Genomic DNA, 24,055 nt, shown 5'->3' with positions numbered 1-24,055 from the left:
TCGGGAGTGAGAATCAACGGCCAGTGCCTAGCCTGCCAGCCAGTCCCAGACCAGCCAACTTAATACTCACAGCGACTGCGCGCAGAATGACAAGGGGCGCTATCGCGAATGACAAGGGCCCATCACCGAGATACAGATGCGCCAGTTTGTTCGGTATAGAGCCCTCTATACCGAACGGACTGGCGCATCTGGCGTTTACGCGTGGGCCGCGACGGCGACAATGGTAGCGCTATACAGGCGGATAGGGCAGAGTGGGGGAATCCACGAAAGGATTGTAGTGACCAACGTAGATCTTGCAACCCGCTTTGCCCGCGAGGGCTCGCGCCACCGCTTCACCGCCCGCACCGTGTCTGTGACCCACGTCACCGAGGTCGCCGGCTTCATTCGCGTCACCCTCACGAGCCCCGAGCTGCATGACTGGGCAAGCTTCGGGCCGTCTGACCACGCGCGCACGTTTTTTCCGGATCCGGCCACGGGCGCCCTGGTCGCCCCGGCGCCCGCCGGGCCCGACATCGACGGCATTGTGCGCCCCGACGCTCCCATGCACGGGCGCGACTTCACGCCCATCAACATTCACGAGCACCCCGAGACCGGGCAGCGCTCGTTCGACATCGACATTCTGCGCCACGACAACGCGGGCCCCGCAGCGCGCTGGGCGGCGCAGGCTGAGGTCGGTGACGAGCTCGTCGTGGTGGGCCCCCGCGGCTCGCGTGCCGTCGCAAGCGCCGCGCCGCGCGTGCTGTGCTTTGTCGACGCGACCGCGTTGCCTGCTGCTGCACGCTGGATCAGCGAGATGCCCGCAGACGCCAGCGTGCAGGTTGTCGTTGACGCCTCGCCCGAGGCAGGCTCAGACGCAGTGTCACAGGCCGAGGAGTACCTGCGGGCCCAGTGCGGCCGCCAGGTGAGTGTGGTGGGCGCCGCCGCTGGCTTCGCCGAGGCTGCGGCCGAGCTGTCGATCGACGAGAACACGTACGTGTTTGCGGCGGGGGAGGCCGGCTCACTTGTGCCGCTGCGCCGTTTCGTGCGTCACGAGCTGAAGCTGCCGCGCGAGCAGTATGCGATCACCGGGTACTGGAAGAGCGGCGACGCCGCATTCGACCACCACGCGCCCATCGATCCCACCGACCTCGACGACTAACGTGGTGCGCCAGCTCGCTCCCATCATTCTGCACACGGGAGCGAGCGTGCATCGAACACATGGTGACGTGTACACTGTGTGCACACGCGGAACGCGACATCCGGCGTTCGCGTTGAATGTGTGGGGGACTACCGTGGGCACGCTCGTGGCAGATAATAGCCCGGCCAACGAAACGCATTTCGCCACAGTACGGGCCGGACGAGAGCACTTGTCCGCGCTTGTCGACGCGGCTGCGGCTGGTAAACCCGCGTCTATTGCTCGACGCGACACAAAGATTGCCGCCGTCGATTCCGCTAGATTAGTCGAGTTTCTCGCGGTCACTATCCATGCCAACGCTCAGATGGTTAGCGAGCCAGATGGCTGGAGCCTGTTTCTTCCAGGGCTCCCTATTGCCGCCGTCGGCGAAACGCTCGATGAAGTGCTTGATGAGGCGGTTGACGCACTCCGTTCATATTCTAGAGCTTGGGTTGACCGCCTGCGTCTTGCACCGAATCACTCCGAGAACTGGGGCTTGGTGCAGCTTGTCGACGCGGCTTCAGATGATCGACTCAAAGCTTGGCTAGTTGCGCAAGGAGATTTCCGACGGCGACAAGAAAAGACCATGAGCGTTTTTGTCTCACAGAAAAATGGACGCCTCGCGAACGAGCAACAAGCAGTAGGGGCACCCATCACCACAACTACGAACTCACCCTGCATGATGGGCGAATACTCGCGACGCGCATAAGCCACCCGGTGAATCGCACACGCTCTGGATCCTGCGAGTCGCAAGCTCCCGCAGGATCACGCGGGGGAAGCGCTCCCGCAGGATGACGCGGGGGAAACGCTCCTGCAGGGTCGCGGATGGAAGAGGTTGCGTGAGCGGCTAGTGCCAGACCTCGTCTGGGCTCTGCAGGTCTTTGCGTGCTTCTTCGTCTTCTGCGCTCGGCTTACCGCCGAGGCCCACGAGCGCCACGACCATCACCACAACGATAAACGCGATGCCCAAGAAGATCAGCGCGAGCACGATGTCGCGGGTCGTGAGCAGCACGACGAGGCCGGCGAATACCGCCAGCACGCCCGAGAAGCCGACGAGCTCGAGCGGCTTCAGGCGGTCGCGACGCGACGGGTTAATGGGATCGTTCTGGGCTGGTTCAGACTTAGACATCGTGTGCTTTCGGTCGGCGATCAGCTGGGGGAGTCAGCTGCGGAGTCAGTGGGAGCAGAAACTGTAGGGTGAGTCGCAGCGCCGCGACTATCGAAAGCTGAAATGCCGAGAAACACGCCGACGATGATCGCGTAAGCACCAAAGAAGCCGAGCACTGCAACCGCATCTTCGCGCGCGAGCAGAGTGAACAATGCGAGCAAAACGCCCGCCGCTCCCGTGAGGAAGGCGTCGGTACGGGGCACCTGCCGCACCGTCGCACCGATGAACTCGAGCAGGGCAGACACGAGCGCCCACGCCGCCACGACGAGCGCGTAGCCCGTGGTCGATTCGGTAAAGATCAGACCGGCAGCGGCCACAAGTGCGACGATTGTACGCAGCAGGGTCGCGGGAGAGCCGCCACGACTGCGTGCCGCGAACCAAGCCACCGCGTGAGCGAGACCGATCGCCGCCAGCGCAAGCGCTGTCACCGTCACGTCGAAGCCCAGTTGCTCGTGCTGCGGCGCCGTGAACGTGATGACCATGCCCGCTGCGAGCAACACCACCACACGCAGCAGCTTGATGCTTCGGCTCTGTGTACCCTGCGGGGTCACTGAAGGCACACTCGGTGATGCAGTCGCGGTCATGACTTCCCTTTCGCCGCATCAAGTCTACCGCGCACGCCTCATCTTCGCCTGTGCGCGACGAGCAGCGGGCTACACCCCACTCGGCATGTCTTGGAACCGCGAGTAGTGGCCCTGGAACGCGACGGTGACGGTGCCGGTGGGGCCGTTACGCTGTTTCGCGAGAATGAAGTCTGCCTCACCCGCACGCGGGCTGTCGCGGTCGCCGACCGCCTCGCGGTGCAGCAGGATCACCATATCGGCGTCCTGCTCAAGCGAGCCGGACTCACGCAGGTCGCTGATAGCTGGCATCTTGTCGGCGCGCTGCTCTGATGCACGGTTCAGCTGGGACAGTGCGATGACGGGCACGTCGAGCTCTTTCGACAGCAGCTTGAGCGCACGCGAGAACTCACTCACCTCTTGCTGACGGCTCTCGACTTTCTTACCGCTCGAGAGCAGCTGCAGGTAGTCAATGACCACCATCTTGAGGCCGTGCTGTTGCTTAAGCCTGCGGCACTTCGCTCGAATCTCAACGAGGGTCAGGTTGGGGCTATCGTCAATAAACAGGGGCTTCTCGGCAATACGGGCCTGAGTCGCAGCCAGCTTCTGGAAATCCCGGTTATCGAGGGCGCCCTTACGCAGCGTTTGCATGGGGATCGTCGCCTCGGCGGCGAGTAGACGCATCGCGATCTCTGCGCGCCCCATCTCGAGCGAGAAGAAGACGGTGGGCGCGTCGGCGTGCACCGAAGCGTAACGGGCCACGTCAAGCGCAAGCGTCGACTTACCCATGGCGGGACGGGCTGCGATGATGATCATCTGACCACCCGCAAAACCATTCGTCATTGCATCGAGCTCGCTAAAGCCCGTGGGAACGCCCATCATGCCGCCGGTCGAGCTGCTCGCTTTGCTGATCTCTTCGAGAGCAGCGTCGACGGCGAGCGACAGCTGCACATAGTCTTCACCCTGTGACTCGCCTGTCACGCCGTAGATCTCTGACTGCGCAACGTTGACGAGGTCGATGGCCTCACCCTCGCCCGCGTAGCCCATCTGCACGATGCGCGTGCCAGCTTCGACGAGTCGGCGCAGCAACGCCTTCTCGGCCACAATCTCGGCATAGAAGCTCGCGTTGGCTGCCGTCGGCACGATGCTCGTGACGGTGTGCAGATAGTCCACCCCGCCGGCCCGCTGTAGCTCGCCTAGTTTGGTGAGCTCGTCGGTGACCGTGATGACATCGGTCGGCTCACCGCGTGAGTACAACGACAAGACTGCTTCGTAGATGACCTCGTGCTTGGGCACGTAGAAGTCGCCCCCAGTGAGCAGCCCCGTGACGTCTGCGACAGCGTCCTTCGACAGCAGCATGCCGCCAAGCGCGCTTTGCTCGGCGAGCAGGTCGTAGGGCGGGGTGCGCTCAAAGTTACGCGCCTCACCCTGGTGCGGGGGCTCGTCGGGGATACCGAGGTGTGCGATCGACACGCAACTACTCCTTACGATGCAAAATCAAACGACCAGCGAGGCCGCGGCGGAGCGTCTAACGTTCACGTTAGGCGCTCCGCCGCGGCCTCGCCAGCCCCGTCAAATCTACCTGTGGATAACTATGGGGAAAACTTGCCACGATTCACCACATTCTATCCACAGGTTTGGGGACAACCTGTGGATGAAATCTGGCATGTTAACAAAAACCGGATCATGACCTGGGGTTTACTGTTTCCACAGGGTAAAAGTTATTCAACCCTCAAGTGCTGGTTGAACCGCAGTTGTTAACAGCCCCTCTGTGGAGAACCGTACGAATGTTCGGTTGACAGCGGGGCGCTTCGGCCGGAGTGATCCGGCACGAAGACAGGCGCGGTTTGTGCGCCGATCATGTGGGGTGGATCCTGCGACTCCTCCGTCGCGCAGGATGACAACGCGGGAAGCCGTCGCGCAGGACCGGGGGAACGCGAAAGCGGGGCGATGGGTCCGTAAGGAACCACCGCCCCGCTGTCAACGCGAGCGAGAGTTACCGCTGAGCGATAACCTGCAGCGTGATGCGTGCGTCAACGCCCTCGTGCAGGTGCACGACAGCCTTGTACTCGCCGGTCGTCTTGATCGCGGGAAGCACGACCTTGCGCTTGTCGATCTCGCCGAGGCCAGCCTCAGCAACGGCTGCTGCTACTGCGGCACCCTTGATCGAACCGAACAGACGGCCACCGGTGCCGGTCTTTGCGAACAGGCGGATCTTGCCTGCCTGCAGCTTGTCGCGGAGCGCCTGAGCGTCCTCGACCGAAGCGAGTGCGCGTGCGTCGCGTGCCGCGCGCAACGATGCAACCTGAGCCTCGCCACCGCGGGTCCAGTGAACACCGAAGCCCTGGGGCACGAGGTAGTTGCGAGCGTAGCCGGTCTTGACGTCAACGACGTCGCCAGCTGAACCGAGGCCTGATACCTCGTGGGTGAGAATTACCTTCGCCATGATGCGCTTCTCCTTTAGCGGCCAGAGCCGGCGTAGGGGAGGAGTGCCATCTCGCGGGCGTTCTTCACGGCCTTCGCGATCAGTCGCTGCTCCTGAACGGACACGCCGGTGATACGGCGGGCGCGGATCTTGCCGCGCTCAGAGATGAACTTGCGCAGTGTCGCGACATCCTTGTAATCGATGACGCCCACGGTCTGCTTCTTAGCGGGTGCTACGGTCTTTGCGTTCTTACCGCGACCCGGCTTGCGGCCTGCGCCGCTGGACTTGCCTGCCATTGTGGTCTCTTTTCGTGATGCGTTCCGAGAAACGGAACAAGAAGTAAATCGAAGCTCGCGCCCTAGAAGGGCTGCTCATCGTCGAAGCCGCCACCAAAGCCGCCGCCCGACCCTCCCTGACCAGAGTTGGTCCAGGGATTGTCTTGCTGCTGCTGAGGCTGCTGAGCCTGGTGAGGCTGCTGCGGTGCGGCAGCCGGCTGTCCCCAGCTCGGCTGACCCGCGGGCTGCTGCGCGCCGCCGCCAAAGCCACCCACCTGACCACGCGCTTGACCGCGCGAGATCTGTGCAGTAGCGAAGCGAAGCGACGGGCCCACCTCTTCGACATCAAGGTCGAGTGAGGTGCGCTGCTGCCCCTGGTTATCGGTGTAGCTGCGCTGAGTCAGACGACCCTGCACAATTACCCGCATACCCTTCGTGAGCGATGCCGCAATGTTATCGGCGTATTCGCCGAATGCGCGGCATCCGAGCCACAGCGGTTCGCCGTCCGACCAGTCACCCGACTGGCGGTCACGCACGCGCGGCGTCGAGGCGATACGAAAAGTCACCCACGACTTGCCGGCCTGGCTTACGCGAGGCTCGGGGTCGGCAACGAGGTTACCGACAACTGTGATCAGCGGCTCACCGGCCATGAGCTACGCGCCCGCCTTTGCAGCGGCGCGTGCGGCCTTGGCCTGATCGCGCTTTGCCTGAGCAGCGCGCTGAGCGATGATCTCGTCAGTGCGCAGCACCTTGGTGCGCAGCACGGCCTCAGACAGGCCCAGCTGACGATCGAGCTCTGCGGTGGCTTCGTGCGAAGCGGTGAAGTTCACCACGACGTAGATGCCCTCGGTCTGCTTCTTGATCTCGTATGCGAGGCGACGCTTGCCCCAGATGTCGACGTTCTCGATGACGCCTTCAGCCTTGCTGATGACGCTCAGGAACTTCTCCATGCTGGGAGCCACGGTACGCTCGTCGATACCCGGATCGAGGATCACCATGAGTTCGTACGGATGCATGTACTGACCCACCTCCTTCGGACTTCACGGCCACAGGATTTCTGTGACAGGAGGGTGTTTGTGCATCGTGCCCACGCACGGCAAAGGTTCGCCGCGCACAGACAACTTGACTAGCTTACCACTGATATGGGCTGTGCCCTACCCCTGCGGCGGGGTTTCTTGCGTTCGCTTTTGCGCCCGGCGCGCGAGCGCCCTCATCCCGGCGACCAGCCCACTGGACACAAGGCCGGCACCCGTCGCCCAGAGGAGTGCATCATCGAGAGCGGTTCCGAACGTGGTGGGAGGATGGAACCAAATCTTGTCGTCTCCCATGGCGGTCGGGGTGCGCACAATGATTTCACGCGCACCCGGGGTGCGAGCGCCGCAGCCCTCCCTGTTTCGAAACTCCTCACTGAGCCCGGGTGGTGGCTCAGCTGACAGGTACGTCACGTCGTACACCGGCTTTGGGCGGCCAATCAGCATGCATCGGTTTTTGTCTCCCGTGTCTACGCGCGCGACAGCCCGCACCTGCTCGTGCGGCAACCCTTGGGTGTGTGACCACGCCCACACACCATCGACACCCACCGCCAGCATGATCGCGCCCCAGACGAACGCACCCGCAAACCATGGGTTACCGCACACCCGGCGGACCCACGCACCCCGCGACGCCCAACTCACGGTCTAGTCCTGCGTATCGACGACCACGGCCCGACGAAACACCTCAACTGCGCCAATCGGCTCGCGCTGACCACCCACGTGTTCAAGCTCGTCACCGTCGACAAATACCTGGGTCGCGTGCGCGCGCAGGGCCGCGATCTTGCGATCAAGCCACGGCGCGACATCGTGTGCCTCATATTTTTGATCCGGATCATTGCCCGCGGCGGCCTGTGCCTCTGCGGTCGTGATCTCCCAGAACGGCAGCTGCAGCGCCTGCGCGACAGCGCGGGCGAGGCGATGGGAGAGTACGTGGTCGGGGTGGCCGTAGCCGCCGCCGTCGTCGTAGCTGACGATCGCCTGCGCCCCCGACTGCTGCGCGGCCGCGAGTAGGTCGGTGAGGGGCTCAACGACGGGCACGCTCGTGAAGGCGTCGATGCCGGCATCGGGGCCAGCAGTCGCGCGGCCATCTGCCCCCCAGGCCATGCCCGAGTCTTCGTAGATAGCGGGCGGGTGCCCCTCGGCGCGCGCAGGATCGACCCCCAAAAACACGTGCCGCTCGAGCCCGAGCATGCCGAGCGCCGTGCGCAGCTCGTTCTGGCGGGCGACCGCGAGGCCGTGCGTGGCAGCGAGCGCCTGAAGCGGCCCCGCCATGACCTCGCCGCGTTCGCCGCGGGTCATCGTGACAAGCAACGGCTCGCGGCCGGCCTCGGAGAGCGCCGCGAGGGTGCCGCCCGTCGTGATCGTCTCGTCGTCGGGGTGGGCGTGCACGAACATCACGCGCGCCCGGCCGTCGAACCAGTCGGCTACCGCGGTGCGGTTTGCCTGTTCAGTCATTACTTCTCTTCCTCTGTGCTCGCGGAATGCTCTGTGCTCGCGGTGTGCTGCTCGGCCCACCAGGCTTGCAGCCGCTCGGTCGCAGCCGCTTCTCCGATGGGGCCTTCGTCGAGGCGCAACTCGAGCAGGAACTTGTAGGCCTGCCCGATCTGCGGGCCCGGTTTGATGCCCAGGATCGCCATGATTTGCTCGCCGTCGAGCTCGGGGCGCACGGCCGCCAGCTCTTCGGCCTCGGCGAGCTCTTGAATGCGGCGCTCAATGTCGTCGTAGGCGTGCTCGAGTCGCTCAGCCTTGCGGCGGTTGCGGGTAGTCACGTCTGCGCGCGTGAGAATGTGCAGCTGCTCGAGTTCACCGCCCGCGTCGCGCACATACCTGCGCACCGCCGAGTCGGTCCACTGCTGGTCGCTGTACCCGAAGAACCGCAGGTGCAGTTCAACGAGCCGTGACACCCGTTTGATCGTGTCGTTGTCGAAGCGCAGCTCGCGCAGTCGCTTCTTGGCGAGTTTGGCGCCCACCACGTCGTGGTGGTGAAAGGTGACACCGCCCGCTTCGAAACGGCGGGTCGCTGGCTTGCCGATGTCGTGCAAGAGCGACGCGAGCCGCAGCACCATGTCGGGGGCGGCCTGCGGGTCGTCGCGGCGCGCGATCTCGAGGTCGATTGCCTGCTGCAGCACGGTGAGACTGTGCTCGTACACGTCTTTATGGCGGCCGTGATCGTCTTGGGTTTCGACGAGCTCGGTGAGCTCGGGCAAGAACCGTTCGGCGAGCATCGTGTCGACGAGCAGCCGTATACCGGGCACCGGATCGTTTGCGCTGAGCAGCTTGACGAGTTCGTCGCGAATGCGCTCGGCCGAGATGATGTCGAGCCGATCTGCCAGCCGCACCATCGCCTCTTGGGTCTCGGGCACCACCTCGAAACCGAGCTGCGCCGAGAACCGGGCGGCGCGCAACATGCGCAGCGGATCGTCGGTAAACGAGGCCTCGGGGGCGCCGGGGGTGCGAATCTTGCGGGCGAGCAAGTCTTCGACGCCGCCCGACACGTCGACGAGACGCAGCTCGGGCAGCATGAGCGCGAGCGCGTTGATGGTGAAGTCGCGGCGCACCAGGTCACCCTCGATGGTGTCGCCAAACGTCACCTCGGGCTTGCGCGAGTCGTCGCGGTAGATTTCGGCGCGGTAGGTGGTGATCTCAACGGTTTCGCCGTGCACGCGGGCGGCGATGGTGCCGAAGTCGCGGCCCACGTCCCAAATCTTTACGCCGAGGGCGTCGAGTATGGCGCGGGTCTCGTCGGGCCTCGCCGAGGTGGTGAAGTCGAGGTCGGTGACGGGCCGCCCGAGCATCGCGTCGCGCACCGGGCCGCCCACGAGCGCAAACTCGTGTCCGTTTTGGGCGAAGGCCTGAGCAAGAGTGGCGACGGGGGCTGCGGCAGCAATCTCGCGCAGCGCGACCATAGATTCAGCAACAGAGGGCATCCGTATATCGTACCTGGGGGTGAGCGCGGGCTGGGCTCTCTAAACTTGACCCATGCGCCTTCGCTCTGTCTTCTCGGCCGCCCTCGCCGCTGCCCTCATTTGGGGCGGTGCGCCCGCGGCGTCGGCCATCATGGTACCCGAAGCGGCGCCTGCTACGGTGCCCGGCACGAGCGCTGAGACTCCTGAGGCCAGCAGTCCCGAGACCCGCGCCCCCGAGCCTTCGCTCGTCGTCGCGCCCGGCGAGGCTGTACTGCGCGAGGTGAAAGACGGGCTCGAATTGCGCGCGCTGCTACGCAACCCGACCGACGCACCGCTTGCGGCCGGCGAGATCGTGTACGAGCTGAGCACCGCGCCCGTGCGCACCTCGGCAGAGCTCGACAGCGCGCTCACCACGCATCGCGAGAGCGTCGGGGTCGGCGGGACGAGCGAGAGCGGCAAGGAAGGCGAGACTGCCGAGTCGGCAGACACAGCAGACACAGCAGACACAGCAGATCCCGCCGACTCGACGCCCGTGAGTGAGGCGAACCACACCGCCGACGCGGGCCTCGCGTTCGCCAAGCTCACCTCCGCCGAAGTGGGCGAGGTCGACGCGGCAGAGCAAAAGAAGGGCGAGAACCAGGCAGACGGCCTAGGCGCCCCGGGTGAGCAGCGCGTCACCACCGATATCGCCGCAGACGATCTACCGTTCACCGACATCACGCCGCCCGGCACGTATGTGCTGCGCGCACAGTTCACCCCCGAGGGCGCTAACGCCCCGCTGGCGACAACCGCGACCCCCCTCGTGTGGCGCAGCACGGCCACGCAAAAACCCACCGCTGAGCCTAAGCCCGGTACGCAGCAACCCGGCACACAGCAACCCGGCAACGAACAACAGGCCGACGAGAAACAGCCCGATGCGGCACAGAAGGCCGAGGCGCTCACGAAGCTCGACGTCAGCTTCATCGTGCCGTTCGTCTTGCCCTCGAGTATTCACACGATGCCCACGCGCGGGCAGCTGTCTGACCTGGCGCCCGGTTGGGATCGGCTGCTCACCGCGGCCGAGGCGGCTCGGGCGACCCTCGCGATCGACCCCCGCGTCATCGCGGGCATTCGCAGTTACGGCACCGAGGCCCCCGCTGAGGCACGAGAGTTTCTGAGCCGGATCGAATCCAGCGCGAGCCCGAGCTTCTTGTTGCAGTTCGCCGACGCCGACCCGGCCGCGCAGGCGGCGCTCGGCTTCACCTCGCTACTGAGCCCCACGAACCTCGAGTTTGTGACGCGCTTTGGGGAGTTCGAGGCGGCCCCCGAATCCAAAAACGGCACCGCCGACCCAGAACCGGATGCAACAGACGCGGCAGACGCGGCCAGCGAGGCCAAGAGCAAAATCGCCGACGAGAACACAGACAAGAACACAGACAAGAACGCCGCCGAGAACTCCGACACACAGCCCGATGCCGGTGAAGAAGCTGGCGGCGACAAGAGCAACGACAACGACAACGACAACGACAACGACAACGAAGGCAACAACGACGCGGGCAGCGACGAGAGCGTCGGTACCCCCACGGTCGAGCAGCTGACGGCGTGGCCCGAGAAAGCGACGGCGTGGCCGGCCGAGGGCAACGTCGACGAGGGCGCGCTCGACCTGCTCGCAGCGTCAAACGTCGACCAGCTCGTGCTCGACTCGGGCAATGTGAAACACACGGGCGGCCCGCGCATCACCCTGGGTGACGCATCGGTTGTCGTCACCGACAACGCCCTCGGCGCGGTCGCCGCGGCCGCCCTCACGGGCGACACCGACATTGACCGCGCCGCCGCCCGGGCCGAGCTTGTCGCCATGCTGGCCGTGCGCGCGCAGGCTGAGGAGGGCGGCGTCGTGCTCGGGCTCGGGCGGGCCGCGGTGGCTGATGCCGAGGATCCGGAGCTGCTTGTTGAGGCGCTCACGCTGCTTGATGCCGTGCGCGCGACCCCGATCGAAGATCAGGCTGAGGGCAGTGGGGAATTGCGGGCAGCGGGCCCGCTGGAGCCCAGGCTTGCGCTCTTGCGGTCGGCGGCCGATCGTGAGGCGGCCGTGAACGAGGTGGGGGCGGTGCTTGATGACCCGCAGTATCTGAGCGGGTATCAGCGCACGCGCCTGCTGCAGCTGTTTGCGACGCGGTATGCGCCGCAAGACGGCGGATTTGATCGGGCCGCGACCGCGTTTCGCACGCGCGATGCCGAGCTGCTCGAGGGCGTGCAGGTGATTAGCGCCGAGCACACGCAGCTCGTGGGCGTGTCGACGAGCGTGCCTATTCAGCTGCACAATTCACTGCCGTTTAACGCGACCGTGCAGGTGAACGTGCAGCCGGTGTCGGCGGCGCTCGAGGTTGAACAGCGGGTGTTTAAGGATGTCGCGGTGGGGGCCGAGGCGAACGAGCGCGTGCTCGTGCCGGTGCGCAGTCGTGTGTCGTCGGGGGAGTCGGGGCTCGTGGTGACCGTCGCCGCTCGCGGCGGCGATCCGACCGTGTTCACGGGCACGCTGCCGCTGTCGATTAGCAGCATCGTCGAGACGATCATGCTGTGGGTGCTGGGCATCGCCGCGGCGTGGCTCTTCGTGGGGGGCGCGATTCGCAGCGTGCGTAAGCGCCGCACCGGGTCGGCGCGCAAGCAGCGTAAGCCGCGGGCGGCGGGCGAGAGCGACGTGAAGCCGCATGGAATAGACGACGCCTAGGATGGGTTGTACCTGAGGCGTCGGGGCAAACCCGGCGCCCGAACACGTTAATGCAGCGAGGAGCCTCATGCGCCAGATCATCATCATCGGTTCCGGCCCCGCCGGTTTTACCGCCGCGATTTACGCGGCACGTGCGGGCCTTGAGCCGTTGATGTTCGCGAGCGCCATCGGCATCGGTGGCGAGCTCATGAACACGACCGACGTCGAGAACTTTCCCGGGTTCCCTGAGGGCATTCAGGGGCCCGACCTGATGCAGAAGATGCAGGAGCAGGCCGAGCGCTTTGGCACCGAGGTCGTCTACGACGACATCACCGAGGTCGATTTCTCGGGTGACGTGAAGCGCGTCACCTCGGCCGACGGCGTGGTGCACGAGGCCGCCGCGGTGATCTACGCGACCGGGTCTGCATACCGCAAGATCGGCGTGGAGGGCGAGGAGCGGCTCACCGGCCACGGCGTCTCGTCGTGCGCGACGTGCGACGGCTTCTTCTTCAGGGACAAGACAATCGCCGTCGTCGGCGGCGGCGACTCGGCGATGGAAGAGGCGACTTTTCTCACCCGCTTCGCGTCGAAGGTGTACGTGATTCACCGCCGCGACGAGCTCAAGGCGTCGAAGATCATGCAGCAGCGCGCGTTCGACAACGAGAAGATCGAGTTCGTGTGGAACTCTGCGGTCGCCGAGATTCACGGCGAGAGCGACGTGACCGGCGTGACCCTGCGCAGCACCGTCGACGGCGAGCTCAGCAAGCTCGACGTGACGGGCGTGTTTGTGGCGATCGGCAACGACCCGCGCACGCACCTCGTGCACGACAAGCTCGAGCTCACCGCCGAGGGCACGATCGCGGTCGAGGGCCGTTCATCGCGCACCTCGGTCGCGGGCGTGTTCGCGGCGGGCGACGTGATCGACCCCACCTACCGCCAGGCCATCACGGCCGCCGGCTCGGGCACCGTCGCAGCACTTGACGCCGAGCACTACCTCGCCGCGCGCGAGCAGGCCGCCGCCGAGCTCGCGACCGCGTAGAACCCACAATTTGTCACCCTGCGGGCGCGCCCACAACACTCGCGAGTCGCAGGATCCACCACACACCGTCATCCTGCGCGAGCATCTTTCCCCGTCATCCTGCGCGCGCGACCTGTTCAGAGAGAAACGCGCCAGCGTTTCTCACAGGTCGCGGTGGCCCTACAGGGCCAGCGAGTCGCAGGATCCACCGACCAAGGAGGTCATCATGAGTGAAGCAATCAACGTAGACGAGAACACGTTCGACAAGGTCGTGCTGCAGAGCGAGATCCCCGTGCTGGTCGACTTCTGGGCAGCTTGGTGCGGCCCCTGCCGCCAGGTCGCGCCCGTGCTCGACAAGATCGCGGCCGAGCAAGACGGCAAGCTGCGCGTCGTGAAGCTCAACGTCGACGAGAACCCCAACCTGTCGGCGAAGTACCGCATCACGTCGATCCCGGCGATGAAGGTCTTCAAGAACGGCGAAGAGGTGCGCGAGATCATCGGCGCAATGCCCAAGCAGATGATCGAGGAGCACCTGAACGGGATCATCTAAGCCCGGCTTTTTGTTCCGGATCCCCCTCGCGCAGCTGGTCGCTGCGCGAGGGGGATTTTTGTACTAAATCGACCGTGGTCGGCCTCGTGTTGAGGTTCGCATGTCGACGTTCAGAAAATATGCGCGAGTAGTTCCGTTTAACCCCGGGTCTTAAGCGGAACAACCCGCGCACATTTCACGTCCCCTCCCAACTGAGAGACTCGGGGCTCCACTTTTGCCTCGCGCCTCACCGCGTAGCACCGGGTCACCTGAGTTGACCGAATTAGTGACCACCTAAATATTGTCACCTCGACCAACATCGACCAACCAACATCGACCAGTCATCGGCGCGCAGACAGAAACTCACTCAGTTTGACTACGCGCGCGGTTACCCGAAGCCACTGAGCCCGGCGCCTGTGATAGGTATATGCCAAGTCATCGCTGCCCACTCGCCCCTATGATTTCGGCCTGCCCTATGATTTCGACGTCACGCAACCGCAATTCTCGTAAGCGCAAGTCAAAATCATAGGCATGGGTGAACATGGTCGCGGCGTGTGAAGACTGTCGAGGGAGGTGTATGTCATCGTGGCGACTCACGGCCACGAAAGCATATGCTGTGCCAGCGAGCGTGACCGACCGCAAAGGTTCGGTCGCCTAAATACTCGTAGCGTCTGCAACCACTTCTTCGATCGCACGCAATGATTCGATTCCGGCCCGCGCGCTGGCCGTGTGGTCATAACCCAGTTCTGCGACGACCACAGAAATATTGCGTGACACCAGCGGTAGCGCTCGGCTGAGCAAATGTTTGGCCACTTCGTCGGCAAACCCAGGGATAGCGCGCGGCAACTCACCGCTGAGCACAAGCACCTCAGGGTCGATCATGTGGCAGATGTTCACCAGTACCCGCCCCAAGACTTTGGCAGCACGGTGAGTGATCTCGGCGACCGCACGATCGCCTGCAGCTGCAAGTGTAATGAACTCCGCCCAACCGACCGATCGACCGAGCTGGGTAGCGGCATCCCGTAACACTGCTGGAATTGCGGCGTACTGCATCACGCATCCTGCATTGCCGCACGTGCACAGCGGCCCGTTCCAGTCATAGACGGTATGGCCGAGCTCACCCGAGCCGCCCCGCGCACCTGTCTGAATTTGGCCCTTGATCATATGTCCTGACGTGATCCCATAGCTAATGTCTACATACAACACGTCATTATGGCCGCGTCCTGCTCCCCACAAGTGCTCAGCAAGACCCTCCAACCGAGCGGTGTTCTGCGTGTAGACGGGAACAGCGAAACGCTCTCTGAAGAACTGCTTCGGGTTCACCCCGTACCATCTGCTCGAAGCTCGCTGAGCATAGACTTCACCAGTGCGAGCATCCATCTGCGTATCAACGGCGAGATGCAAGGCGCGCACTTGATTCCTGGGAATTTCGAGCTCTAACAACGCACGATCGACCAGGTCGGCACCAGCGGCTAGCCGGTCAGTAGCCGAGAGCTCGGCCAGCTGGGTGAGTGTGCATTCATTTAACACCACTCCATCGAGCGTCGCCAAGGTAACCGCGCAAGAGTCCACCAGGTAGAGCACTGAAACTAGCACGCCCAACTCCGTGGTAGTACCGATGTGATTCTTCAACAAACCTGGCTCGGGTGACACTTCCTTGATCAGTCCGTCCTCACTGAGACGATTCGTCAAGTTCGTAACGGTGGCGCGAGAGACACCCAAAGTTCGGGCAAGGTCAGCGCGATACGCAGGCCCTTCTGCAACAAGGGCACGCAGCAGGCGCTGGGCATTGGGGGTCAGTGTAGTCACGAGGGTCACTCCTTTGGCCTGGACTGAGTGTACAGGGCCCGTTCGGTCACGGCAGCGCTGCACAGCCTCAAGTCTAATACTGTTTAGAATATTGACACTTTTGATTTATACGTGCATTATTTAGGACAGCTCACACCTCAACGCCGAGACCTAGTCAATGCTCCACATGGCAGTGAGCTTGTCGGAGCACGATTCCATCGGAGGGATCATGAAGTTTCGTAAAATCCTGGCGGGTGTCGCTGCGGCGTCAACGCTCGTAGCACTCACCGCCTGCAGCTCCTCCTCCGATGCCACGTCTGGCACGGGCGGCAAAGCAGAAGCTGGCACCGTGCGCATGTGGGTCATGGAGGGCTCGCTCACTGATGCTTCGCAGGAATACCTGACGGAGCAGTTCGCCGAAGAAAACCCCGGCAGCGAACTGAAGATCGAGGTGCAGCAGTGGGACGGCATCGTCTCGAAACTGCAGACGTCACTGGCTTCAAAGAACGAAAGCCCCGATCTCGTTGAGATCGGCAATACCCAAACCACCACGTTCACCTCGGTCGGAGCATTTGCCGACGTCACTGACATGCAGGAATCGCTGGGTGGCAGCGATCTCATCCCGTCATTCGTCGATGCCTCCACGGTCGACGGTAAGGTCTACGCTTACCCGTTCTACGCTGGCGCGCGCGGCGTCTTCTACCGCACCGACCTCCTGGAGCAGGCAGAAATCGAGGTGCCAACCACCATCGACGAGTTCGATCAGGCTGTCATCGATCTACAGACCGCAAACCCCGAGAGCATCGATGACTTCTCGGGCATGTATCTTGCCGCAGTCGACGTTCACGGCGTCAACTCTTTCCTGTTTGCACACGGCTTCGACTTTGCCACGCAGGAGGGCGAGAAGTGGGTGAGTAAGGTTTCAACCCCCGACTCCATCGCTGCACTCGAAGCCCTCCAGAACGTGTTCAAGAACGGCACTACGTTTGCCGAAGACTCCCAGGCAGGCCAGAAGTCGTTTGAGCGCTACTTCAACGAAAACAGCACCGGCCTGCTCATCGGCACCGGCAACATTGGCACCAAAATCGATGAGGCCCTATGGGACGCCGACAAAGTCGGCGTCATGGCACTACCGTCACACGAGGCTGGTGTCGCCGGAGAAACTTTTGCTGGCGGCTCCAACATCGGCCTCGCAGCCAACTCACCGAACCCAGAACTGGCAAAGAAAGCACTGGAGACCATCTTTGCGGAGGGGTTCCAGACGAAGTTGGCTGAAGAGGGCTGGGTCCCCGGCAACACGAGCTACTCAGCTGCCGTCTCGGGCCCGTTTGGGGAGATCGCAGGCGACATCATCGCCCACTCGAAGCTAACCCCTAACAGCCCCGAGTGGGGCGTCACGTTCGGTGGTGCGCAGCTCACCGAATTCTTCACCCGTATCGCCAAGGGTGAAGACGTACAGGCCGCCGCCGAAACCTTTGGTGAGCAGCTCGAAACTGCTCTCAACAAGTAATTAAGGCACCTGTAAGAACATGACACAGTTGACAGTCCGTCCCACGCAAGCGAAGAAACCTCGCCCCGCGTTGACCCAGCCTATGAGTAAATCGGTGCGCGGTGGCCGCCGCCGCCTAGCCCCATGGATGCTACTTGCCCCTGCTAGCATCATGGTGCTTGTCGCCCTCGGATATCCCCTTGTGCGCCAGCTCATCATGTCATTTCAGCACTTTGGGCTCGCACAACAATTTGGGCAGCCCGCTGAATGGGCCGGACTGTCAAACTATGCCGAGATCGTCACAGACCCGTATTTCTGGAGCGTCTTTCTCAAGTCGCTCCTGTTCTGCGCCTGGACGGCAGGGCTCACCATGCTCTTCGGTATCGGGTTTGCGGTACTTATGCTCCGTCTCAATACCCTCGTGCGATCGATCCTCAACACCACGCTCATTGTCGTCTGGGCGATGCCAGCTCTTGCCTCACTGACAGTGTGGCAGTGGCTCGTCGACCCGCGCTCGGGTCTGCTGAACTACTTTCTCACTTCCGTTGGGTTCGAGAGCTTCAAGAACTTCAACTGGCTGGGGGAGAACTTCTGGACGTTTTACCTCATCGCATCTGCCGTCATCATTTGGGCTTCACTGCCCCTGGTCGCGATCACCATCTACTCCGCGCTCTCGCAGGTCTCTGGCGAAGTACTCGAGGCGGCTGAGCTCGACGGAGCCTCAAGTTTTCAGCTGATCCGGCACATTATGGTGCCGATGATCGCGCCCGTGATCGGCCTGATCGGGGTACTACAGGTCATCTGGGATCTACGCGTATTCACACAAATTTACGTACTACAGCAGGCAGGCGGAATTGCGAGCGAAACCAACCTTCTCGGCACCTACGTGTACGAGATGGGTATCGCCAAGGGCAACTACGGCATGGCCTCAGCCCTCGCCATGATCATTCTGATCCTCACACTGATTCTCACCGCCCGCTATCTCACGATGCTCTACCGCCAGGGAGGGATGAAGTAGTGTCCACCACCCAACTTATTGTCATCAGTGAATCTGAGAACGCTGGTTCGCGCACCGCGCTTCGCAAGGCCAAGCGCAAAGAATTCTTCGCGCGGCCTCTCGCCAACACCTTCGGGATCCTGCTCGCGCTCCTGTGGTTGATTCCCGTCTACTGGATGGTCAACTCGGCGTTTCAATCTGAGTCCGAGCTCATGGCCTGGCCACCCCATCTCTTGCCTCAGCAGTTTACCTGGGGCAACTTCGGCACAGCACTGGCCAACCCAAATTTCTGGCCGGCTCTCGGCGCCTCGCTAACGGCGGGCGCACTGACTGTCGTATTCGCGTCGGGCGGCGCCCTGCTCGCAGCCTTCGCGCTTTCTCGGTTCCGTTTTCGCGGCCGCACAATCATGATCATCGCGATCCTCATCGTGCAAATGATCCCGGCAGAAGCGCTGTTCATCTCCCAGTACCGCATGCTCGACGGCTGGGGCCTGTTGAACTCGATCAGTGGCCTTTCGATCCTCTACATCGGCACAATCGTGCCATTTATCGCGTGGATGATGCGCGGCTTTGTTGACGGTATTCCCATCGAGCTTGAGGAGGCCGCAATGGTGGACGGCTGCTCACGCTTTGGTGCGTTTCGCCGCGTCACCCTGCCGCTACTTCTGCCCGGCATCATTTCTACCTCGGTGTTTGGTTTCCTGTTTGCTTGGAACGAATACACACTGGCACTCATCGTTCTGTCAAAGGATTCTGCGGTGACTCTGCCGATCTGGCTGCAGTCCTTCCAGCAAGGCCTCAAGGCCACTGACTGGGGAGCTGTCATGGCGGGTGCAACTTTGATCGCTATTCCGGTGATCATCATCTTCGTGCTCGTGCAGAACAAGATTTCCTCAGGCATGGTGGCTGGGGCGGTGAAGGGATGACTCTCTCAGTTCTACCTGCGCCAAGAGTTGGCCCTGTATCCGGACGCTCGCCCCAGTACGCGTGGAGGGGGCTCCTAATCGACTCTGCACGCACCAAGTATCCGGTTTCGGTGCTGCTGCGTGTCATCGAGCTTGCCGCTCGCTACGGCTTCAATAGGCTTCATTGGCACCTTACCGATGATCAGGGGTGGCGCTTCGACGTACCCGAGTACCCTAAGCTCGCTGCCGAAGCCGCGTTTCTGCCGCGTACCCGATTCGATGACTACGACTCACTCCTCACGGATACCCGTGAGCGTGCGGTTGCTGAGCAGGAGGACAAATGGAGCAACGGGTTTTACTGTGATGATGAGATCGCTGAGGTTGTCGCACACGCTCATCAGCACGGTATCTTGATCGTGCCCGAGGTTGACCTACCCGGTCACATGATGGCCGCGATTCTGTCATACCCCGAGCTCGGCCGTCCGGTTGAGCTCCCGTTGCCGACTGAATCGATGCGAGACCACATGTGGTGGCCCGCACGCAACGATCTACTGTGGCCCACCGACGCGGCACGCGACTTCGTCGTCGCGATTGTTCGTCGCGTAGCCGAGCTGTTCCCCGGGCCCTATGTTCACATCGGTGGTGACGAGTGCGCGTACCGGCAGTGGTCCTCTGACCCCGAAATCACCGACTGGATGGCGCGAAGAGGCGTCGGCCGAGTCGAACATCTGCAGACATGGTTCATGGACATTGCAGCACGCACGCTGAGAACGGCAGGCAAGCAGGTTGCTGTCTGGGACGAGGCGTGCGAGATATGGGACGATCATGACGCGCTGGTGATCGCCTGGGACGAGGGCCGCAGCATGGACCGGATCGCTGGCACCAACCAGCAGTACGTTTTCGCAGACGCACGCAACCTCTATCTAAATCGTGTTGATCCAGACGCCCAGTTCCCGCAAAAAGGCATGCTGCCCGCCATTTCCATGCACGATATTCTCACGGCGCCCTGGAACGAGACTCTCGACGAACGATGCATAGGCGTGCAGGCCGGGGTGTGGTCTGAATTTGTGCTCGATGGCGAAGACCTGTTCTCAATGCTCTTTCCGCGGCTGCTCGCGGTCGCCGAGCGTATGTGGAACCCAGACCTCGATCCGGCACAGGCTCGCGATCAAATCGCGCAGGAATATGCTGCGCTCCAATCTGCGGGGGCGTTTGGCGCCCCTGCACTTCAGCAACGGTGGTGAAGGTGCATGACAAAGAGAGTACTCGCCGTGTTCGCGGCATGGTGTCTCGCGGCGACTGGTGTCGCGCTCTCCCCAATTAACTCGGCTCTGGCAGCTGAGCCGGATCAGGGCGCGCCTGTACGGGTGCTCTTGGAGGAAAACTTTTCGTCCGGTGATGGGGCTGGGTGGGTGGCTACGAAGGCCAACTCCGCGACCGAGATCACCTTCACCGGCGGTGTTGCGCGCATCAAGGGCGGTGGTCCCGAGAACCGTGTAATGTCTGAGGCTGACATTCTGGCCTCAGACCTCACCCTCGGACTCGATCTGTTCATCAATGAGGGCAACACAAACTCGGCCATCAAGATCGGATTCTTCTCAGACTCGTCTGGCGCGAACCGGCACCAGCTCACCTGGGATGGCCCCCATGAGACTCTACGGTTCGAGCGGGTCGTCAATGGCGTCGCGACTGTGCTTGGTGTGCCAGCCAATCTCGCACTTCCCGTGAACTCTGGCGGTTCGCCTCACCAGGTCACCATTACCTCGACCGGCGACCGGCTACAGGCATCGGTCAACGGCACGTCTCTCTTGGAGGTGAGTGACACAAGCGTCGCTCAAGCGCACGAAGGTCACGTGCTTTTCGCAGGCCAGTTCCCAAACCAAGACTTCAGCATCGGCCACGTACGCGTCACGACCACCGAGTCAGAGCGCTCGGGGCAGTACGCCGTCGAGGTGCAAACCAAAACTAACGGCACCATGGACACCGATGCCGCGACAGCTGGTGGCTCGCTTTCAGCAAACCGCTCGTCGGGTGATTCAGGTGACGTCGTGACGCTCACTCCCACCGCAAAGCCCGGATTTGTGTTTCAGGGGTACGAATCACTCCGACTCGACACAGGTACCAGCACTGATGGCCTACTCACGATTACCAACAATCGCTTCACGCTTGATGACAAGACCGGCAGTGTCATCATCATCGCAAAGTTCGTCACTGAACCTGAAGATCCAAATGTTGTCTTCACGGACCACTTCAACGATCCCCTCAACAAGCACGGTAAATACACGTTTAATGCCCCCTCAGCAATGAGTATTATTGACGGCGCTTTGCACATCCGCCCCGAAACAGGCCCCGCCTATGCAATTGTCGACGCGTCAAGCTGGCGCAACCCATCCAATTATCGGATCCAGCTCGACGCACGCAAGGCTTCAGGCACCGCCGGCACCGCTCAGATCGCCTTTCGAGGCGAAGCGTTTTCAGATCGTTACGTGCTTGCACTCAACGGCTCAAAGGCCCTCCTACGTCGACTCGACTCACAGGGTGCCAATATCGAGCTCGCGAGCACCAATTTTACGTTCGACCAAAACTCCCGTCGCATCATCATTGATGTTACTGACGATACGGTGTCAGTGAGCGCCAATGGCACGCCACTCCTCTCGTATGTCAACACGGACGATCCGGACCGCGACGCCGACAACTGGTCGGGGCTCAGCCCCGGACTGAGCCTGATTAACATGACACCGACTTCGTCCGTTGCTTTCGATAATGTTCAGGTTGCGCGAGTTCCGGTGCCGGTCAGAGCATCAGTTGATGTCACGCTTGATGACATACCTGATCCAAGCCAGGTATCTGGAGCGGTCGTGTTGTCGTCATACCTTGTCGGAGCCGGAGAGCGGATCACATGGGAGGCGGTCGCCAAGGGCGGATACACCTTTGACCGACTGACCCAAGATGGGATCGAAGTCCCTGCGGCTGGGCTCGTGATCTCAGAGGAACAGTCAGAACCGGTTATTCTCGTCGCAAACTTCACTCGGTCCTCGACCACACCGACGACCTACTACATCGATCCTTCGGTCGGCGATGATTCCAACACTGGCACCTCGGTTTCGCGCCCTTGGGCGAGCCTCGCAAAGCTCGACCGAACATTCAACCCTGGTGACAAGATTCTACTGAAGCGTGGAAGTAGCTTCTCGGGATCTGCGTCTGCCCTCGCTTTTCGCGGTTCGGGTAGCGCTGAGAAACCGATTGTCGTGGGCGCATATGGTGAGGGCAGGCAACCCCAGCTCAATGGAGCGGGACAGGTTGAAAACGTTGTCAGTGTCAATAATCAGGAGCACATCACAATCTCGGATCTCGAGATCACCAACACCGCCCCTGAGTTTGGTGCAACCTTCGCACTCAATTCGAATACAAACCGCGCTAAGAATTTGCGAGCCGTAAACGTGTCGGCTCGAGACTTTGGCATCGTTCACGGGATCCAGATAACAAATCTTTATATTCATGATATCAACGGCAACCTGGCGGCGAAGTGGAATGGCGGCATCTTCTTCGATGTGGCGGGCGAGGTCGCTGGCGGCGAACTACACGGAGTCCCAACTAAATATGACGGCGTGCGCATTGAGAGCAACGTGCTCGAGCGGGTTGACCGTTCGGGGATCAAGCTGGTCAGTTCGGCCTGGGCCAACCAGTCGACCGCTAACAATCCGGGGACTCCGCTTCATTGGTTTCCATCCACCGACGTGATTGTGCGTGACAACCAGTTGCGGTACATGGGCGGTGATGCAATCACTGTGCGCGACACCGACGGCGCCCTAATCGAGTACAACCTCGCGCGCCATTCGCGGTACCAGAACACGGGCTACAATGCGGGAATCTGGCCGTTCCAGGCGACGAACACTGTCATCCAGTACAACGAGGTGTCACACACCCACGGCGTGCAAGATGGTCAGGGGCTCGACACCGATCACGTGTCCTCGTACACCGTCATGCAGTACAACTACTCGCACAATAATGAGGGCGGCTTCATGCTGCTTATGAACGGGTTTCCACACACGGCCCCCACCGTGCGCTACAACATCAGCCAGAATGACGCTGATAAGACGTTCGAGTTCGCCCGAGGCACGGCAGCTGGCACGATGATCTACAACAACACTATTTCGTCGAGCACGAAACTGCAGGGTCCGCGCGGCGGCGTGCTAGATCTGGCCAATTCGGCGGCGGGCACCGGAAACCGTGAGGTGTTCATTTTTAATAACGTCTTCGACTACCCCGCTGGACAGCCGTTTTACGTCGGCGAAGCCGAGACGATGAAGACTAGAGCCATGCTGTTCAATAATGCCTACACGGGTGGAATTCAGCCTCCCGCTGAGGAAACGCAGGCCCTCACGGGCGCCCTTGGACTCCCTGACCTCGGGTCGGTTCCCGATGACGCAGGGGCCACCCAACCGCGCGCTGGCAAATATGTCGATGACCACTTCTCGGGATACATGCCCGACGCGGACTCGCCACTGCGTACTGCGGGCGTCTCCGTGCAAGACATCGTTGACCTCTACGACGGCACGGTCGTTGACCGACGCAACCTCTCACCAACTGAGATTCACGCGCTCGCCCTCGACGGGAACAGTATCGATTTCGTAGCGGGAGCGTTTCTGCCTGCGATCGAGGAGGTGCGTTACGATCTCGATTTCCTAGGGCAGCCGCTCGCGGCGGCTCCCAAAGATGTCCCCTCGGTCAGGTCGTGGGACACCGCACCGGAACTCTCAATTGGTGCGATCCAGTACGTGGACCCTATGTCTGAAGGTCCCGGTGAATCTGGTGGGGGAACCGACGAGGATGACGAAGAGTTCAACCCTGGTCAACCGGGTGCAGGCACCAGCTCGGGTACCAACTCTGGTCAGTCTGGCACTCACGGCCCTGATTCTGGACAGACCAATGAGGATGTTGAAGCAGGCACGTACGAGAACGGCAACCTGGCGGCAACGGGCGTTGGCTGGCGCAGCGGGCTTATTGCCGGAGCCGGAGCGCTGCTCGTGACAGGGCTTCTGTTACTGCGTCGGCGGGCACACAAGTGACCACCCGACGACCACCAAGGCGTGCTCATCGACCATTATTGCTGCTCGGGATAGGT

General features: G+C 62.2%; 20 protein-coding genes. 10 read left to right on the top strand and 10 right to left on the bottom strand.

The genetic code is table 11. The features are described from left to right. Positions 1-277: 277 nt before the first annotated feature. Positions 278-1,138, top strand: coding sequence for a siderophore-interacting protein (locus ACXR2W_RS13450; protein WP_458816728.1), 861 nt, complete (start codon positions 278-280; stop codon positions 1,136-1,138). 145 nt (positions 1,139-1,283) lie between these two features. Continuing rightward, on the top strand, positions 1,284-1,862 hold the full coding sequence (locus tag ACXR2W_RS13445; RefSeq protein ID WP_458816730.1) for a RelB antitoxin-like protein: 579 nt from the start codon (positions 1,284-1,286) through the stop codon (positions 1,860-1,862). Positions 1,863-2,000: 138 nt separating this feature from the next. On the opposite strand, the gene ACXR2W_RS13440 is transcribed toward ACXR2W_RS13445, so the two are convergent. From ACXR2W_RS13440 to ACXR2W_RS13400, 9 genes are all read right to left on the bottom strand, one after another. Continuing rightward, positions 2,001-2,282 carry an ABC transporter ATP-binding protein gene (locus ACXR2W_RS13440; protein WP_458816732.1) on the bottom strand — a complete coding sequence of 94 codons (282 nt, stop codon included), beginning with the start codon at positions 2,280-2,282 and terminating at the stop codon, positions 2,001-2,003. Between the two features lie 20 nt (positions 2,283-2,302). Beyond that, entirely contained in the window at positions 2,303-2,905 is a 603-nt protein-coding gene (locus ACXR2W_RS13435; RefSeq protein ID WP_458816734.1) for a hypothetical protein, read from the bottom strand. A 69-nt stretch (positions 2,906-2,974) separates the two neighbouring features. Beyond that, positions 2,975-4,354 (bottom strand): replicative DNA helicase, encoded by a 1,380-nt coding sequence (gene dnaB / locus ACXR2W_RS13430; RefSeq protein ID WP_458816736.1) that lies wholly within the window; start codon positions 4,352-4,354, stop codon positions 2,975-2,977. Between the two features lie 523 nt (positions 4,355-4,877). After that, the gene (gene rplI, locus ACXR2W_RS13425; RefSeq protein WP_458816738.1) at positions 4,878-5,327 is read right to left on the bottom strand and encodes a 50S ribosomal protein L9; all 450 of its coding nucleotides are present in this window, start codon (positions 5,325-5,327) and stop codon (positions 4,878-4,880) included. 14 nt (positions 5,328-5,341) lie between these two features. Continuing rightward, on the bottom strand, positions 5,342-5,602 hold the full coding sequence (rpsR, locus tag ACXR2W_RS13420) for a 30S ribosomal protein S18 (protein ID WP_017792729.1): 261 nt from the start codon (positions 5,600-5,602) through the stop codon (positions 5,342-5,344). 62 nt (positions 5,603-5,664) lie between these two features. Further along, on the bottom strand, positions 5,665-6,231 hold the full coding sequence (gene ssb / locus ACXR2W_RS13415; RefSeq protein ID WP_458816740.1) for a single-stranded DNA-binding protein: 567 nt from the start codon (positions 6,229-6,231) through the stop codon (positions 5,665-5,667). 3 nt (positions 6,232-6,234) lie between these two features. Continuing rightward, entirely contained in the window at positions 6,235-6,597 is a 363-nt protein-coding gene (rpsF, locus tag ACXR2W_RS13410) for a 30S ribosomal protein S6 (RefSeq protein WP_458816742.1), read from the bottom strand. Positions 6,598-7,257: 660 nt separating this feature from the next. Beyond that, positions 7,258-8,067: a PIG-L deacetylase family protein gene (locus tag ACXR2W_RS13405; RefSeq protein ID WP_458816744.1), complete on the bottom strand. Its 810-nt coding sequence runs from the start codon at positions 8,065-8,067 to the stop codon at positions 7,258-7,260. After that, positions 8,067-9,539 (bottom strand): CCA tRNA nucleotidyltransferase, encoded by a 1,473-nt coding sequence (locus ACXR2W_RS13400; RefSeq protein WP_458816746.1) that lies wholly within the window; start codon positions 9,537-9,539, stop codon positions 8,067-8,069. Before ACXR2W_RS13400 ends, ACXR2W_RS13405 begins: the two co-directional genes overlap by 1 nt. A gap of 52 nt (positions 9,540-9,591) precedes the next feature. On the opposite strand from ACXR2W_RS13400, the gene ACXR2W_RS13395 reads away from it, so the two are divergent. The 3 genes from ACXR2W_RS13395 to trxA all read left to right on the top strand — a co-directional run bounded on the left by ACXR2W_RS13395 (position 9,592) and on the right by trxA (position 13,772). Then, complete coding sequence (locus ACXR2W_RS13395; RefSeq protein WP_458816748.1) at positions 9,592-12,225, top strand: DUF6049 family protein; 2,634 nt, start codon at positions 9,592-9,594, stop codon at positions 12,223-12,225. 67 nt (positions 12,226-12,292) lie between these two features. Then, entirely contained in the window at positions 12,293-13,243 is a 951-nt protein-coding gene (trxB, locus tag ACXR2W_RS13390; RefSeq protein ID WP_458816750.1) for a thioredoxin-disulfide reductase, read from the top strand. Positions 13,244-13,448: 205 nt separating this feature from the next. Beyond that, entirely contained in the window at positions 13,449-13,772 is a 324-nt protein-coding gene (gene trxA / locus ACXR2W_RS13385) for a thioredoxin (protein ID WP_458816752.1), read from the top strand. A 633-nt stretch (positions 13,773-14,405) separates the two neighbouring features. Here trxA and ACXR2W_RS13380 read toward each other — a convergent pair. Beyond that, on the bottom strand, positions 14,406-15,560 hold the full coding sequence (locus tag ACXR2W_RS13380) for an ROK family transcriptional regulator (RefSeq protein WP_458816754.1): 1,155 nt from the start codon (positions 15,558-15,560) through the stop codon (positions 14,406-14,408). 208 nt (positions 15,561-15,768) lie between these two features. On the opposite strand from ACXR2W_RS13380, the gene ACXR2W_RS13375 reads away from it, so the two are divergent. The 5 genes from ACXR2W_RS13375 (at position 15,769) to ACXR2W_RS13355 (ending at position 23,999) form a co-directional block, all read left to right on the top strand. Next, positions 15,769-17,049, top strand: coding sequence for an extracellular solute-binding protein (locus ACXR2W_RS13375; protein ID WP_458816756.1), 1,281 nt, complete (start codon positions 15,769-15,771; stop codon positions 17,047-17,049). Between the two features lie 151 nt (positions 17,050-17,200). Next, positions 17,201-18,046, top strand: coding sequence for a carbohydrate ABC transporter permease (locus tag ACXR2W_RS13370; RefSeq protein WP_458816758.1), 846 nt, complete (start codon positions 17,201-17,203; stop codon positions 18,044-18,046). Further along, the gene (locus ACXR2W_RS13365; RefSeq protein ID WP_458816760.1) at positions 18,046-18,951 is read left to right on the top strand and encodes a carbohydrate ABC transporter permease; all 906 of its coding nucleotides are present in this window, start codon (positions 18,046-18,048) and stop codon (positions 18,949-18,951) included. Before ACXR2W_RS13370 ends, ACXR2W_RS13365 begins: the two co-directional genes overlap by 1 nt. Next, positions 18,948-20,174 carry a family 20 glycosylhydrolase gene (locus ACXR2W_RS13360; protein ID WP_458816762.1) on the top strand — a complete coding sequence of 409 codons (1,227 nt, stop codon included), beginning with the start codon at positions 18,948-18,950 and terminating at the stop codon, positions 20,172-20,174. The genes ACXR2W_RS13365 and ACXR2W_RS13360 overlap by 4 nt, the downstream gene beginning before the upstream one ends. 6 nt (positions 20,175-20,180) lie before the next feature. Then, positions 20,181-23,999 carry a right-handed parallel beta-helix repeat-containing protein gene (locus ACXR2W_RS13355; protein WP_458816764.1) on the top strand — a complete coding sequence of 1,273 codons (3,819 nt, stop codon included), beginning with the start codon at positions 20,181-20,183 and terminating at the stop codon, positions 23,997-23,999. The last annotated feature ends 56 nt before the right edge of the window (positions 24,000-24,055 follow it).

This window comes from Leucobacter faecis (assembly GCF_054456695.2).
Note: the sequence above shows the minus strand (reverse complement) of the source record. Positions and strands in the feature narration are given on the sequence as shown.